We start from the raw sequence: 14,173 nt of genomic DNA, 5'->3' as shown, positions 1-14,173 counted from the left end.
GCGAGAATCACAGGGAACCCATATCGCGGGATAAGTTAGCCCCTTTCATGACTTAAGTCCAGCCCCTTTTTCCGGCCGGCCCCTGCCTCACGCTTCCCCCAGGGTCTGGGTGGCCTCGCGCTGGACGGCCGTCGCGCGGGTGATCCAGTCGAGGATCAGCTCCAGCTCGTCATCGGTGTAGCGGTCGTACACCCGGGCCAGCCCCGCCATGAACGGCTCGAAGAGCTCGGCGAAGCCGGCCAGCCGGGCGTACTCGATCTCGACGATGACGCGCCGCCGGTCCTTGGTGTCGCGTGCCCGGCGGACCAGCCCCTTGGACTCCAGCCGGTCGATCAGCCCGCTGATGGTGGCCGGCGCCAGCCCCGTGTGCCGGCCGATCTCCCCCGCCGTCAGCGGACCGAGGCGTTGCAGCAGGTCGAGCGTCTTCTCCTCGGTCACGCCCAGCCCCACCCGCTCGCTCAGCGCGCTGTGGTACATCACCGCGGCGTTGCTCTGCTCGCGCCCGGCGGCGCTGAGCGCCTCCAGCAAATTCTTTCGCCTCTCCGAAATACCTCTCGACATCGCCTGCCGCCCTTCTCTAATATTTCGTTCGACCGAACGAAAGGTTATCACCATGAAGGCTCTGATCGCAGGGTGCGGCATCTCCGGACCTGTGACCGCGATGGCGCTGCGTGACGCGGGCATCGACGCCGAGATCTTCGAGGCGTACGGGCACGGCGCCGACAGCGTGGGCTCGTTCCTGAACGTGGCCTCCAACGGCCTGGCGGCGCTGCGCACCCTCGGCGCGCACCGGGAGGTCATGGCCGCGGGCATCCCGACCCCGCGCATGGTCATGTGGAGCGGCACCGGCAAGCGGCTCGGCGAGGTGGCCAACGGCCTGCGGCTCGACGACGGCACCGTGAGCCACACCGTCCTGCGCTCCGACTTGTACCGGATCGTGCGCGACGAGGCGGGGCGGCGCGGCATCCGCGTCTCCTTCGGCAAGCGCCTGGTCTCGTACGAGGAGACGGGCGACGCGGTGACGGCCGTCTTCGAGGACGGCACCCGGGCCACCGGCGACCTGCTCATCGCCTGCGACGGCGTGCACTCGGCCACCCGTTCCCTGCTCGACCCGGCCGCCCCCGCCCCCCGCTACAGCGGCCTGTACAGCTTCGGCGGCATCGTCAGGGACGCCGGCTTCGCCGGCGAGCCGGGCGTCTACAACATGATCTTCGGCAAGCGCGCGTTCTTCGGCTACACGGTGGCCGCCTCGGGCGAGACCTGGTGGTTCGCCAACCTGCCCCGCCGGCTCGGGGACGTGCCGAAGGACTGGAAGCCGGTGCTGATCAAGGCGTTCGAGGGCGACGCGAACTTCTCGGCCGAGCTCATCCGGCGCGGCGACGTCGGCCCGGGGCTGCCCATCCACGACCTGCCCGAGGTGCCCGTGTGGCATCGCGGCCGGGTGCTGCTGACCGGCGACGCCGCCCACGCCACCTCGCCCAGCTCCGGGCAGGGCGCCTCGCTGGCCGCCGAGGACGCCGTCGTCCTGGCCCGCTGCCTGCGCGACAGCGCCGGGCACGAGCAGGCGTTCCAGCGGTTCGAGGCCGAGCGCCGCCCCCGGGCCGAGCGGGTCGTCGCCTACTCCAGGACCATCAGCAACAGCAAGGCCGCGGGCCCGGTCGCCCGGGTCTTCCGCGACCTGATGATGCCGATCTTCCTCAAGAAGAGCGCGAGCCAGGAGTCACTCGCCTGGATGTACCGCTACCAGGTGAGCCTGTGACACCGACGCGGCACTGGCGGGCAGCAGCGGCAGGCGCACGCCGGGGGTGGGGATCAGGCCCAGAGCGTGCAGCACCCCCTTGAGCACGGTCGGGTTCGGCTCGGCGAACAACGCGGCCGACAACCGGGACAACCGGTGCCCCAGCTCCCTGGCCCGCGTGACGTCCCCCGCGTGCCAGGCGTCGATCAGCTCCGCGAAGTCGCGGGTCCGCAGGTGCGCGGAGGCGAGGATGCCGCCCGCGGCCCCCAGCGCGAGCAGCGGCGAGACGAACGGATCGTCGCCGCCCAGCACCTCGAAGCCCTCGGGCGGGTCGGCGAGCAGGTCGACGGCGTCCTGGTCGATCCCGCCGGCGGCGTACTTCACCCCCGCGACCATCGGATGCGCGCCGATCTCGCGCAGCGCGGCGGCGCCGACGGCCTGCCCGGTCCGGTAGGGGATGTGGTAGACCACCAGCGGCACCGGCGTCTCCTCCGCCAGCGCCTCGAAGTGCGCCACGACCCCGCGCTCGCCGGGCCGCAGGAAGTACGGGACCGTCACCAGCGCCGCCCCCACCCCCGGCGGCAGGTCCCGCAGCGCCGCGGCCGTCGAGCGGGTGTCGTTGCCCGTCACTCCCACCGTCAGCAGCGCCCCCCGCTCGCCGCAGGCCCGCGCGCACGCCTCGATCACCCGCGCCCGCTCGCCGGCGTCGAGCGCGGCCACCTCGCCGGTGGTGCCCAGCGCCACCAGCCCGGCCGCGCCCTGGTCGAGCACGTGCCGCCCGAGCTTCTCGATCGCGTCCTCGGCCACCCGGCCCGCGGCGTCGAAGGGCGTGATCAGCGGTACGTGAAGTCCTCTCAGCATGCTTCGAGCCTGCCGTGCGGCGACTCGTCAGGTCCAGCACGGATTTCTGGCTTCGAGCTTAAGCTGAGCTTATGCTCGACCCGCGCAAGCTCCACCTGCTCCGCGAACTCGCCCGGCGCGGCACCATCGCCGCCGTCGCCGAGGCGGTCACGTTCACGCCGTCGGCCGTCTCCCAGCAGCTCAGCGCGCTGGAGCGGGAGGCGGGCGTGCCACTCCTGGAGCGCACCGGCCGCACGGTGACGCTGACGCCCGCCGGGCACCTGCTGGTGGAGCACGCGCAGGCCGTGCTGGAGCAGCTCGAACGCGCCTCGGCGGCCCTCGCCGCCGTCCGGGGCGGGCCAGCCGGGCCGCTGCGGATCGGCGCGTTCCCGACCGCCGCCCGGGTGCTGCTCCCGCCCGCGCTCGCCCACCTGACCGGCGCGCATCCCGCGCTGGAGCCCCGGGTGGCCGAGATCGACCCGGCGGACGTCTCGGCCGCGCTGCGGGCGGGGGAGCTGGACGTGGCGCTCGTGCACGAGTACGACTTCGTCCCGCCCGTCACCGACGCCTCGATCGAGACCGCGCCGCTGTTCGGCGAGCCGATGTACCTGACCGACCGCCCCTCCGTCGCCGCGGCCCGATCCGACGCGTGGATCACCGGCAAGCCCGGCACGCTCTGCCACTCCATGGCGATCCGGGCCTGCCAGGCGGCCGGGTTCGAGCCCCGGGTGCGCCACCACGTCGACGACTTCGACACCGTGCTGGCCTTCGCCGCCGCCGGCCTGGGGGTCGCGCTCGTGCCCCACCTGGCGGCGACCGCCCCGCCGCCCGGCGTCCGGCTCACCCGCCTGCCGCTGAGCCGCCGCACGCTGGCGGCCTTCAGGAAGGGGAACGGCGCGCACCCGGCGATCGGCGCCGCCGTGACGGCCTTCCGCACGGCCGTCCCCCACCTCCCTCTCTGAACCGGCCCGCCGCCCTTGCACACAGCCGTCCCCGCCTGCCTCTGAACCGGCCCGCCCGGCCCGCCCGGGGGTCGCCGCGCCGCCCGCCTGAAGCCCACCCGCGCTTTCGTCCGTCGCCCGGCCGCCCGGGAGGGCGCCCGCGCCTCATCCTGCCTGGTCGGCCAGCCGGCGCAGCGCCTCCTGCCGCGGGACCGCCGCGCCCCGCCCGTACGCCGCCCGGTAGCCCTCCTCGCCCAGCTTCCCGGTCAGAGCGGACACCAGCTCGCGCAGCTCGGGGTCGCCCTGGTCGAAGGCCCCGCGGATGACCTGGCTCAGGCCCAGCCACTCCGCCGCACCGTCGGGGTCGCCCTCCAGGTGGAGCAGCATCGCGGTCAGCTCCGCGCCCCAGGCCAGGTCGCCCGCCTGACCGAAGGCCGACAGGGCGGGGACGACCCGCGGCAGCAGCGCCCGCGCCGCCTCCGCCGCGCCCTCCGCCAGCCGGCCGGCCATCCTGAAGCCCGCGATGAGGTCGCCGGGCAGCCCCTCCCCCGACGGCAGCCGGGCGGTCAGCTCCTCCAGCCGGTCGAGGGCGCGCTCTGCCTGCTCCGTCTTGCCCGCCAGCCGGTGCGCGACCGACAGGAGGGCCCACATGTTGGCCTGCGTACGGCGGTGGCCGGCCGCCTCCGCCCGGCCCAGGGCGGCCCGGAGGTCACGGACGGCGCCCGCCAGGTCCCCGCCGTTCATCCGCTCCCTGGCGAGCCGGCCCCTGGTCCAGCAGAGGTGCAGCTCGGTGCCCAGCTCGGCGGCGACGGCCACGGCCCGCTCGGCGACCGCGACGGAGCGCTCGTGCTCGGCGCGCAGGGAGTGCTCGCGGCTGATCCGCAGCAGGCACATCACCAGCCCCCACCGGTCGCCCACCGCCTCGAAGCCGCGCAGCGCCTCGTGCCTGCCGGGCGCGCCGGTCAGCAGGTCGCCCTGTTCCGCGCGGACCTCGTCGAGGGTGATGAGCGTGCTGGCGCGTACCCAGGGGTCGGGCGAGGCCATCGTCTCCCGCAGGTGGCGCTCCTGGTCCTGCGGCTCGGCGAGCTGCGCCATGAGCAGCATCGGCAGCGCGGGGTGGAAGGCGGTGGACGCGCCCGGGTCCGCGTCGGAGCCGGGCCGCAGCGCGCCGGCCGCTCCGCGCATCACGGCGAAGGCGGCCCGCTCCTGTGGGGGCAGCGCGTCGCCGAACGCGAGCACCCCGGCCATCGCGGCGACGTACGGGGTGGTCATCCCACGCAGCCCCCAGTACCAGAACATCGCCCTGACGAACCGGGAGGCGGTCCGCACGTCCGCGGCGTCCAGGGCGAGGCTCAGCCCGAGCGCCAGGTTCTCGTGCTCGGTGTCGAAGAGCTCCAGCGCGCGGAGCTGGTCGCGGGTGCGCAGCAGCGGCTCGTGCCGTTCGGCCAGTGCCAGGAAGTGCTCGCCGAACCGGGCGGAGACGTCCTCGCCGGCGGCGGCCAGCCGGTCGGCTGCGTACGCGCGGATCGTCTCCAGCATCCGGTAGCGCCCGCCGGCCTGCTGCACGATCGACTTCTCGATCAGCGAGCCGATCACCTCCAGCACGTCCTCCCGAGCCAGCACCCGCTCACCCGGCGACCCGCCCTCCCCGGCCGGTGCGCTCAGCGGACCGCCTTCCCGGGCCGGCGCCCGCTCATCCGATGCCGCGCCCGTGGGCGGTGGGGGGTCGTCCGCGCAGACCGCCTCCACGGCGGCGAGGTCGGCCCCGCCGGGGAAGATCGACAGCCTGCGCGCCAGCGCCCGTTCCCGCTCGCTCAGCAGGTCCCAGCTCCACTCCACCACCGCCAGCAGCGTGCGCTGGCGCGGCAGCGCGGTCCTGCTGCCCGAGGTCAGCAGCCGGAAGCGGTCGTCCAGTCGCCGCGCGATCTGGTCCACGCCCATCGTGCGCAGCCGGGCCGCGGCCAGCTCCAGCGCCAGCGGCAGCCCGTCCAGCCGCCGGCAGATCTCCACCACGGACTCCAGCACCGGCCCCGGCGCGGCCTCCGGGGTGGAGGCGTCGGCGGCGAAGTCGGGTTTGACGCTCGTGGCGCGCTCGACGAACAGGCGCACCGCCGCCGCCCGGGCCGCCTCCGACGGCGAGGCTCCCTCCTCGGGCAGTTCCAGGGGCCCGAGGAGGCACAGCGCCTCGCCGGTGATCGCCAGCGGCTCCCTGCTCGTGGCCAGGATGCGCAGGCGCGGCAGGCGGGCCAGCAGCGTGTCGGCCAGCTCGGCGACGGCGTCCACCAGGTGCTCGCAGTTGTCCAGCAGCAGCACGGCCTCGCCCACGTCGAGCCGGTCCACCAGCCGGTCCACGGGCTCGCCCGGCTGGCGCCCGCCGGACCTGCCGCCGACGGCGCCGAGCACGGCCTCGGCGAGGTCGTCGGGCCGGGTCAGCCCGGCCAGCGGCACGAACCACACCCGCCCGCCCTGCCGGTCGGCCGCCTCCAGCGACAGCCTGGTCTTGCCCGCGCCGCCGGGCCCGACGATGCTGACCAGCCGCGAGCCGGCCAGGAGGATCCGCAGCTGGTCGAGCTCCTTCTCCCTGCCGACGAAGCTGGTCAGCCGGGCGGGCAGCCGGTTCGGCTCGGACCCGCTCGCCGCCACGGGGTGGTCCAGCTCGCCGCGGAGCAGCGCCAGGTGGACGGCCCGCAGCTCGGGAGCGGGATCGACGCCCAGCTCGTCGGCCAGACGCTCGCGCAGCTCCTCGTAGACCGCCAGCGCGTCGGACTGCCGCCCGGCGGCCGACAGCGCCCGCATGCGCAGCTCGGCCAGCCGTTCCCGCAGCGGTTGCGCGGCGGCCGCCGTGCCCAGCTCGGCCAGCACCTCGGCGTGCCGGCCCCGGCGCAGCTCGGCCTCGAACCAGTCCTCCCTGGCCGCGGCCCTGACCTCGTCGAGCTTCGTCGCCGTCGTACGCGCGAACGGCGCCTCCAGCACGTCCGCCAGGGCCTCGCCCCGCCACAACGCCAGGGCGGCCCCGAGCAGCTCGGCGGCCTCGTGATGCCGCCCCGCGGCCAGCTCGCGCCGCCCCCGGCCCGCCAGCTCCTCGAAGCGGTGCACGTCCACGTCGTCCGGGCCGATCGGCAGCCGGTAGCCGCCCGCGACCAGCTCCACCGTCGCGGCCCCGCGCAGCGCCCTGCGCAGCCGGGACACCAGCCCCTGCAACGCGGCGGACGCTCCCGACGGAGCCTCCTCGCCCCACAGGTCGTCGATCAGCGCCTCGGCGGACACCGGCCGGCCGCCCGCCAGCGCGAGCCGCGCGAGCAACATCCGCAACCGCGCACCCGGGACGTCGAGAGGCGTCCCGTCACCGCCAAGAACCTGAACCGGACCAAGCACCACAATTCGCACCCGGGAAGCCTTCCAGAACCCCCCGCCCCCCGCCAGCCGACCGACCGGCCGATCCGGCACCGCACGGCAACAGCCGGCAGCGGGCGGCAGCGGGCGGCAGCGGCGTCAGTGCGGCGTCAGTGCGGCGTCAGTGCGGTGTCTGTGCGGTGTCTGTGCGGTGTCTGTGGCGCGTCAGCGGCCCCCGGCAAGGTCTGAGCCATGGAGCTCATCACCAAGAACCGCGTCCGCACAGTCGCCCCCGCCGTCGCCCCCGCCCGCCCCCGCGCCGTCACCCTCGCCGGCGTCCTGCAGCTGCTGTTCGCCCTCGCCTTCCTCATCGCCCCGGTCGCCGGCCTCGTGCTCGGCGCCGACGTCCAGGCCGCCGCCGAGGCCGAGCTGGCCAGGCAGGGCCTGTCGCCCGACGTCCTGACCCGGCAGGGCATCCGCTTCGACGAGAGCGGCGCCGCGCTCGTCCTGCCCGTCACCACCGCGCTGGTCGCCGCCGTGCTCGGGTGGCTCAACCTGGCGGGCAGGCGGGCCGGCCGCGTGCTGACCCTGGTCATCCAGCCGATCTTCCTCCTCCTCGACGTCTTCATCGTCACCAGCCAGCTCTCCAGGACGCAGTACCTTCAGGACCTGCTCGGCGCCGGCGCGGACGCGCAGGCGATCATCGACGCGAGCGAGAGCGTCTATCCCGGCTGGCTGACGGCCGTCTCGCAGGGCCGGATGGTCTTCACCCTGGCCGCCTCGGTGGCCGTCGTCGTCCTGCTCCTGCTGCCCTCCGCCCGCGCCTACTTCCGCAGGTGACCCGGCCGCACGCCCAGCTCGGCCAGCGCCCGCCCCCACGGATCGTCCCCGGGGTCAAGCACCACCCGTACGCCGTCCGCCCGCAGATCCTCCACACTGCGGCGGAACGGCGTACGCGCGCGCAGCGCCTCGTTGACGAACGGCACCACCACCACGGGGATGCCCAGCCCCGGCGCCTCGGCCAGCACGCCCAGCGCGTACGTGTCGGCGATGCCCAGCGCGAACTTGTTGACCGTGTTGTACGTGGCAGGCGCCACGATCACGGCGTCGGCCCTGGGCGGCTTCGGCTCGTGCGGCTTGCGGTACCGGCTGCGCACGGGCCGCCCGGTCTGCCGTTCCAGCGCGGCCACGTCGATGAAGTCCAGCGCGGACGGCGTGGCCACGACCTGCACGGCCCACCCTTCGTCCTGGGCCAGGGCGACGAGCCGCCCGGCCTCCTCCGCCGCTCCCGCGGCGCAGACGACGAGGTAGAGGACCTCTTGCGATGTTCGGCTCAACGCGACGCACTCCCCGCTACCGGCACGGTTTTCCTGGCTTCCAGGATCCCCTGACGGGCCCTCGGCCTCCCTGACCGCGATGAGTCGAGATTTGTTGGAACAATTGGTAGAAATCGCGGTTCATCCGGGGAAAAAGTGCTCATACTGGAGTTACATCGACCAGGAGCGCATACATGCGAAAGATCCCCCATCGCATGGTCAAAGAGGACGACCTGGCGCCGAGCCAGTTCCTCCAGCTTGCCGCCGTGGACTTCAGCGGCATCTACGCGGTCCACCTCGCCGCCAAGGAAGAGCGCCTGAAGATGACCAGGCTCGCGATGAGCCTGCTGTCCGGCCCCTTCCTCGCGGCCATCGCGCTGGCCAGCGCCAAGGTGGTGGACCCGCAGAGCCTGACGAGGTGGCAGGACGTGCCGTGGTACCTGTTCGCCCTGGTCACCGCGTTCGGCGTGCTCAGCGCGCTGCCGTTCCTGCGCCTCATCGAGGCGGTGAACGCGCACGCCAGGACGGCCCGGGCGATCAACAACTTCCGCCTGCTGTACGCCACCAGGCTCAGGGACGACCTCGACTGGAGCCCCAACCTGCCCGTCGACCCGCGCTTCCCCGAGACGTACGCGCCCCTCGCCTGGCCGGGCATCAACGTGATGGTGCTGGCCATGGCCAACTCGACCTACCTGACCGTGGGCGTCACCGGCCTGAGCGGCCAGGAGCCGAACCTGCTCCTGCTCCTGCTCGGCATCCTGCTCGTCGCCCTGGTCCACTACGCCGTCTACTACATCCGCTGCAATGTCACCAGGCGGCGCAGGCTTCCTCGCAACCCGTACCGAGTTCCACATTTGGAGGGATAAATGCCCGGCCCGGCACATTGGGCGTCATGTGGGGAGGCGTGGATTGAGTTGATGCGCCATGTCTGGTCGGCGGGAACCCTCGCCGACGACGATCGCGGCCCGGTCCTCGAAGGGCCGTCCGTGCTGTTCGAGATCGCCCGCATCAGCGGCGACGATCCGATCATCGCCAGGTACGGCGACGCCGACCGGCTCGCGCTGTACCGCAGGAAGTTCAGCGAGGAGGTGGTGGTCCCGCCCTTCAAGTACAGCTACGGGGCCAGGATCGGCGGCCAGCTCACGTGGGCCGCCGACGTGCTGCGGCTCAAGCCGTACAGCAAGAGCGCGTGGATCTCGCTGACCGCGCCCGGCGAGGCGCCCGACACGGTGCCGTGCCTGGTCGGCCTGGCGTTCCGGATCAGGCGGGGCGCCCTGGTGATGACCGCGACCTTCCGCTCCCAGAACGCCTTCACCAGCTACCTCAACTATCTGCCGCTGGCGGACGTGCACGCGGCGATGGCCTCGAAGCTGAGCGTCGAGAAGGGCGCGATGCGGGTGTTCGTGGACGTGCCGCACCTCTACCTGTCCGACAGCCCGAGGGTGCTGCCGGTCATGTGGCGTCCGCTGTCGTGAGCGGTGCCGCGATGTCCTCCAGGCTCCTGCGCTCGGCCTTGACCCCGAGGAACAGCTCCACGAGCCCGCCGAGGATCATCACCACGGCCCCGATGCAGAACGCCAGCGCCGTGTCGCCCGGCACCCCGCTCTCGACCAGCGTGGCGAACACCAGCGGCCCCGCGATGCCGCCGGCCGCCGTGCCGATCGCGAAGAAGAACGCGATGGCCATCGCCCTGGTCTCCATGGGGAAGATCTCGCTGACCGTCAGGTACGCCGAACTGGCCCCGGCCGAGGCCACGAACAGCACGGCGCACCAGCAGGCGGTCAGCGTGACCGCCGTGAGCAGCCCCTGGCTGAACAGCCACGCCGTCCCGAGCAGGAGCAGCCCGGAGCCGATGTACGTGGCCGAGATCATCGGGATCCGCCCCACGGTGTCGAAGAGGTGCCCGAGCAGCAGCGGGCCGAGGAAGTTCCCGAGCGCGATGACCGCGAAGTAGTAGCCCGTGTGCGTGTCGATCTGGAAGAACGTGGACAGGATCTGCGCGTACCCGAACGTGATCGCGTTGTAGAGGAACGCCTGCCCGATGAAGAGCGACAGCCCCAGCACCGTCCGCTTCGGATAGAGGGCCACCATCGTGTGCGCGATCCGGACGAACCCGATCGACTTGCGCTGGTGGATGGTGATCGACCGGCCGGGCTCGGGCAGGTCGTCGCGGCCGATCTGCTCCTCGATGTCGTCCACGATGCGCTCGGCGTCCCGTTGCCTGCCGTGGATGAACAGCCAGCGCGGGCTCTCCGGGACGTTGCGGCGTACGAGGAGGATGGCCAGGCCCAGCACCACGCCCAGCCCGAACGCCACCCGCCAGCCGATGTTGACCGGCAGGTCGTTCAGCAGCGGCACGGTCAGCAGCGCCCCGCCGGCCGCGCCGAGCCAGTAGCTGCCGTTGATGATGATGTCGATGCGGCCCCGGTGCCGGCTCGGGATGAGCTCGTCGATGGCCGAGTTGATGGCCGCGTACTCGCCGCCGATCCCGAACCCGGTCAGGAACCTGAACAGGAAGAACCACCACACGCTGAACGAGAACGCCGTCATCAGGGTCGCCAGCAGGTAGACGACCAGCGTCAGGATGAACAGCTTCTTCCTGCCGAACCTGTCGGTGAGCCAGCCGAAGAACAGCGCCCCGGAGCAGGCGCCCGCCACGTACAGGGCGGCGGCCGTGCCCGCCACCTGCGCCTGCGTGATGTCCAGGCCGCTGCCCGGCTTGGCGAGCTGCGCGGAGAGGTTGCCGACGATGGTGACTTCGAGCCCGTCGAGGATCCAGACGGTGCCCAGCCCGATGACGATCATCCAGTGCCAGCGGGACCAGGGCAGCCGGTCCAGCCGCGCGGGCACCTTGGTGGTGACGGTGCCGGTTTCCACGTCGCTCATAAACGCAACGCGATACCCACGCAGCCGCACTCTAGGCGGCGGACATTTCCGCCCGCCACGGCCTTCACGCAGGGACCTCCCGGACCGTCACACGGGGACCCTCGGACCTTCACGCGGGGACTCCCCGGACCTTCACACGGGGGACTCCCGGACCTTCACGCGGCGGGTTTCCTGGCCTCGAGGATGCCGGTGGCGGCCCAGGGGCCGCCGTACCAGAACCGCCAGCCGCCGTCGCGCCGCCGCACGTCCACCACGCCCAGCTCGCGCAGCGTCTCCTCGTGGTCGGCGGCGTGCCGGGCGTCGGCGATCAGCAGCAGCCCGCCCGGCCGCAACACCCGGTGCGCCTCGCGGACGGCCCGCGCCCGGCCGCCGGCGTCGGGGATGCGGTGGAGGGCCCGGCTCGACACCACCACGTCGAACGAGTCGTCGCCGAAGGGCAGGTCGCGCAGGTCACCCGTGACCAGCTCCACCCGGTCGGAGACGCCTTCCGCCTCGGCGTTCGCCCTGGCCGCCGCCTCCCCGTCGCCCGGCCGGCCCGCCCGCCACAGGTCGACGCCGGTCGCCCGGCCCTCCTTCAGCAGCCCGGCCGCCGCCATCAGCACCGCGCCCCGGCCGCAGCCCAGGTCGAGGAGCCGCTCGTCGCCGCGCAGCCGCCCCAGCTCCCGGGCCCAGACCGCGAACCTGCCGCGCCGCGTCGTGTAGAGGTGGCTGGTGGCGCTGGCCAGCGTGTAGAGCGCGCCGGCCAGGAAGGCGACGCCCGCGGCGAGGATGTCGAGCGCGAACGAGACCACCGCCAGCCCCAGCAGCACGATCGCGCCGAGGACCAGCCCGGCCACCGCCCACGGGGCCTCGAAACCGTAGCTGCCGTGTCGCTTGCTCACATTCACGTCATATCTCAAGGTGGTCTTGGTGGGGTTTTGACGGAACCATTCCCTTTTCGTACCAGCCGTCACGCACCTCGCGTCACTAGGGTGGCTTGGATGAGCACGCGATGGGGGTTTGACCAGGCATGACGGGAGAAGATCGGCGATTCGGCCTGGGCGCGAGCCTCGCACTCACGGTGGCGTCGACGGTGTTGTGGGGGGTCGCGCACCTGGCCGCGGAGCGCCGCAGGACCGGCCTGGCCCTCATGGTGGTCTACGTCCTGATGCTGGCCGGCGTCCTGACCGTCTTCACCGCCTTCAGCGCCGACCTGCTGTCCCTGGCCGTCCAGCCGCTCTGGCTCGCCTGGCTCACGGTCGCGCTGGTGGTGATCGCGCTCGCCTGGACCGGCGTGATCGTCTGGTCCTTCCTCCTGGTACGCCCCGCCCGCTCCGACACCGTCGGCCGCTTCCTGACCACCGTCCTGGCCATCGCCCTGTGCGCGCTGGTGCTGGCGCCCACGGCCTACGTCACGCGGATGGCGTACGTGTCGCGCGACGTCGTGCACAGCCTGTTCTCGCGCAACGTCAACCCCACCGCCCCGGTGCTGGCCCAGGACCCGTGGAACGGCGCCCGGCGGGTCAACTTCCTGCTCCTCGGCGGCGACTCCGCGCCGAGCAGGCCGGGGGTGCGCACCGACAGCATGACCGTGGCCAGCGTGGACGTCGAGACGGGCGAGACCGTGCTGTTCGGCCTGCCGCGCAACCTCCAGCAGGTGCCGCTTCCCCACGGCCCGGCCAGGGACCGCTTCCCCTGGGGCTTCACCGGCGACGGCCCCGACACGCCCGGCCTGCTCAACGAGGTCTTCCAGTACGCCGAGGACCACCCGGACCTGGTACCCGGCGTGGAGAGAGGCAAGCGCGGCCCGGCGCTGCTCAAGCAGACGATCGGCGACATCCTCGGCATCCCGCTGAACTACTACGCCATGGTGGACATGAAGGGCTTCGCCGAGATCATCGACGCCATGGGCGGCGTGCGCGTCACGATCAAGGAGCCCATCGTGTACGGCCGGCACCGCGAGGGCCTGCTGCCCGCCGGCACCCGCAAGCTCTCCGGCCAGGAAGCCCTCTGGTACGGCCGCTCCCGCACCGACAGCGACGACTACGTGCGGATGGGCCGGCAGAAGTGCCTGCTCAACGCCGTGGCCAAGCAGGCCGACCCGATGACCGTGCTCAACAGCTTCGAACGCCTGGCGGCGGCCACGAAGCGGGCCATCTCCACCGACCTGCCCCAGGACCTGCTGCCGGCCGTCATCGACCTGTCACAGAAGGTCAAGGACGCCAGGATCCGCAGCCTGAACTTCGTGCCGCCGCTGATCACCACGGCCGACCCCGACTGGCACCTCATCCGCCGCAAGGTGTCCGACACGCTGGAGGGGCACGCGTCCACCAGGACCGCCCCCGCCCGCACCACCCCGTCGGCCACCCCCGACCCCGAGACCCCGATCAGCCTCGACGCGGCCTGCGCCTGAGCGGCCTCGCGTCCGGACGAGCCTGGCCGGGCTCGCCCGGATCGGCCTGAAAGGTTCGTCCGGACCGGTCGAGGAGGTCTGTCCGGGCCGGCCTGAAGGTCTCGTGCGGGCCGGCGGCCTGAAGGTCTCGTCCGGGTCGGTCTGGGCGGTCTCGTCCGGGCCGGTCTAGGCGGTCTCGTCCGGGCCGGTCTAGGCGGTCTCGTCCGGGCCGGCCTGGACCGTCTCGTCCAGGTGGTCGGCGTAGTAGCGGATGGCCCGCTCGTACCGGCCCGCCCGGTCGGAGTCGGCGATCACCGTCAGCAGCGTCGAGACGGCCTCGCCCGACCGCCCCAGGTTGTGCAGCGCCATCGCCATGAAGGTGCGCAGCCCGGCATCGCCGGGGAACTCCGCCAGCCCGCGCCGGAACGTCTCCAGCGCGTCTTCATAGCGCCCGAGCACCCGGAACGTGCTGCCCAGCCCGGTGTAGGCCCCCAGCCGGTCCTCCTCGTCAAGGCCCGCCCCGGCCAGCGCCGCCTCGTAGTAGGGCACCGCCTCGGCCTCCAGCCCCAGCGAGTCGTGCACCCATGCCGTCTGGTAGGCCACCTCGGCGTCGCCGGGATGCCGGCTCGCCAGCTCGACCAGCAGCCGGCGGGCCTCCTCCCGCTCGCCCTTCTCACGCAACCGCACCGCGTACCTCAAATCCTCATCACGCATGCACGCAGTGTGGCATGATGGCGATCGACCGGAA

At 73.0% G+C, this 14,173-nt stretch carries 13 protein-coding genes; 6 read left to right on the top strand and 7 right to left on the bottom strand.

Annotated features, from left to right (window positions below; all coding sequences use genetic code 11):
- Window positions 1-87: 87 nt before the first annotated feature.
- On the bottom strand, window positions 88-528 hold the full coding sequence (locus tag IO39_RS02355; protein ID WP_245641773.1) for a MarR family winged helix-turn-helix transcriptional regulator: 441 nt from the start codon (window positions 526-528) through the stop codon (window positions 88-90).
- A gap of 85 nt (window positions 529-613) precedes the next feature.
- Between IO39_RS02355 and IO39_RS02350 the strand changes: the two genes are divergently transcribed.
- The gene (locus tag IO39_RS02350) at window positions 614-1,759 is read left to right on the top strand and encodes an FAD-dependent oxidoreductase (protein WP_043615132.1); all 1,146 of its coding nucleotides are present in this window, start codon (window positions 614-616) and stop codon (window positions 1,757-1,759) included.
- On the opposite strand, the gene IO39_RS02345 is transcribed toward IO39_RS02350, so the two are convergent.
- A complete protein-coding gene (locus IO39_RS02345) occupies window positions 1,721-2,599 on the bottom strand; it encodes a 4-hydroxy-tetrahydrodipicolinate synthase family protein (RefSeq protein WP_043615129.1) in 879 nt (292 codons plus the stop codon). The two genes, IO39_RS02350 and IO39_RS02345, sit on opposite strands and share 39 nt — an antisense overlap.
- A gap of 71 nt (window positions 2,600-2,670) precedes the next feature.
- Between IO39_RS02345 and IO39_RS02340 the strand changes: the two genes are divergently transcribed.
- The gene (locus IO39_RS02340) at window positions 2,671-3,540 is read left to right on the top strand and encodes a LysR family transcriptional regulator (protein WP_043615126.1); all 870 of its coding nucleotides are present in this window, start codon (window positions 2,671-2,673) and stop codon (window positions 3,538-3,540) included.
- Window positions 3,541-3,684: 144 nt separating this feature from the next.
- On the opposite strand, the gene IO39_RS02335 is transcribed toward IO39_RS02340, so the two are convergent.
- Window positions 3,685-6,825, bottom strand: a complete 3,141-nt coding sequence (locus IO39_RS02335) for an AfsR/SARP family transcriptional regulator (protein ID WP_245641787.1) — start codon at window positions 6,823-6,825, stop codon at window positions 3,685-3,687.
- A 279-nt stretch (window positions 6,826-7,104) separates the two neighbouring features.
- On the opposite strand from IO39_RS02335, the gene IO39_RS50160 reads away from it, so the two are divergent.
- On the top strand, window positions 7,105-7,692 hold the full coding sequence (locus tag IO39_RS50160) for a hypothetical protein (RefSeq protein WP_052422348.1): 588 nt from the start codon (window positions 7,105-7,107) through the stop codon (window positions 7,690-7,692).
- On the opposite strand, the gene IO39_RS02325 is transcribed toward IO39_RS50160, so the two are convergent.
- Window positions 7,677-8,189, bottom strand: a complete 513-nt coding sequence (locus IO39_RS02325) for a flavoprotein (RefSeq protein ID WP_043615118.1) — start codon at window positions 8,187-8,189, stop codon at window positions 7,677-7,679. The genes IO39_RS50160 and IO39_RS02325 overlap by 16 nt on opposite strands.
- A 173-nt stretch (window positions 8,190-8,362) precedes the next feature.
- On the opposite strand from IO39_RS02325, the gene IO39_RS02320 reads away from it, so the two are divergent.
- Entirely contained in the window at window positions 8,363-9,034 is a 672-nt protein-coding gene (locus IO39_RS02320) for a hypothetical protein (RefSeq protein WP_157547826.1), read from the top strand.
- Window positions 9,035-9,085: 51 nt separating this feature from the next.
- Window positions 9,086-9,643 (top strand): thymidylate synthase family protein, encoded by a 558-nt coding sequence (locus tag IO39_RS02315; protein ID WP_052422347.1) that lies wholly within the window; start codon window positions 9,086-9,088, stop codon window positions 9,641-9,643.
- On the opposite strand, the gene IO39_RS02310 is transcribed toward IO39_RS02315, so the two are convergent.
- Window positions 9,621-11,054 (bottom strand): MFS transporter, encoded by a 1,434-nt coding sequence (locus IO39_RS02310; RefSeq protein ID WP_043615112.1) that lies wholly within the window; start codon window positions 11,052-11,054, stop codon window positions 9,621-9,623. The genes IO39_RS02315 and IO39_RS02310 overlap by 23 nt on opposite strands.
- A gap of 155 nt (window positions 11,055-11,209) precedes the next feature.
- A complete protein-coding gene (locus tag IO39_RS02305; protein WP_043615110.1) occupies window positions 11,210-11,935 on the bottom strand; it encodes a class I SAM-dependent methyltransferase in 726 nt (241 codons plus the stop codon).
- A 128-nt stretch (window positions 11,936-12,063) separates the two neighbouring features.
- Between IO39_RS02305 and IO39_RS02300 the strand changes: the two genes are divergently transcribed.
- Window positions 12,064-13,446, top strand: a complete 1,383-nt coding sequence (locus IO39_RS02300; protein ID WP_043615106.1) for an LCP family glycopolymer transferase — start codon at window positions 12,064-12,066, stop codon at window positions 13,444-13,446.
- A gap of 189 nt (window positions 13,447-13,635) precedes the next feature.
- Here IO39_RS02300 and IO39_RS02295 read toward each other — a convergent pair whose 3' ends face one another.
- Window positions 13,636-14,139: a tetratricopeptide repeat protein gene (locus IO39_RS02295; RefSeq protein ID WP_043615104.1), complete on the bottom strand. Its 504-nt coding sequence runs from the start codon at window positions 14,137-14,139 to the stop codon at window positions 13,636-13,638.
- Between the last annotated feature and the right edge of the window lie 34 nt (window positions 14,140-14,173).

Source organism: Nonomuraea candida, from assembly GCF_000725485.1.
Classification (GTDB): domain Bacteria; phylum Actinomycetota; class Actinomycetes; order Streptosporangiales; family Streptosporangiaceae; genus Nonomuraea; species Nonomuraea candida.
Note: the sequence above shows the minus strand (reverse complement) of the source record. Positions and strands in the feature narration are given on the sequence as shown.

Coding starts and splice junctions, on each gene's coding strand:
- IO39_RS02340 (WP_043615126.1), top strand. CDS start 2,671: ATGCTCGACCCGCGCAAGCTCCACCTGCTCCGCGAACTCGCCCGGCGC.
- IO39_RS02345 (WP_043615129.1), bottom strand. CDS start 2,599: ATGCTGAGAGGACTTCACGTACCGCTGATCACGCCCTTCGACGCCGCG.
- IO39_RS02300 (WP_043615106.1), top strand. CDS start 12,064: ATGACGGGAGAAGATCGGCGATTCGGCCTGGGCGCGAGCCTCGCACTC.
- IO39_RS02295 (WP_043615104.1), bottom strand. CDS start 14,139: ATGCGTGATGAGGATTTGAGGTACGCGGTGCGGTTGCGTGAGAAGGGC.
- IO39_RS02335 (WP_245641787.1), bottom strand. CDS start 6,825: ATGTTGCTCGCGCGGCTCGCGCTGGCGGGCGGCCGGCCGGTGTCCGCC.
- IO39_RS02315 (WP_052422347.1), top strand. CDS start 9,086: ATGCGCCATGTCTGGTCGGCGGGAACCCTCGCCGACGACGATCGCGGC.
- IO39_RS02310 (WP_043615112.1), bottom strand. CDS start 11,054: ATGAGCGACGTGGAAACCGGCACCGTCACCACCAAGGTGCCCGCGCGG.
- IO39_RS02320 (WP_157547826.1), top strand. CDS start 8,363: ATGCGAAAGATCCCCCATCGCATGGTCAAAGAGGACGACCTGGCGCCG.
- IO39_RS50160 (WP_052422348.1), top strand. CDS start 7,105: ATGGAGCTCATCACCAAGAACCGCGTCCGCACAGTCGCCCCCGCCGTC.
- IO39_RS02350 (WP_043615132.1), top strand. CDS start 614: ATGAAGGCTCTGATCGCAGGGTGCGGCATCTCCGGACCTGTGACCGCG.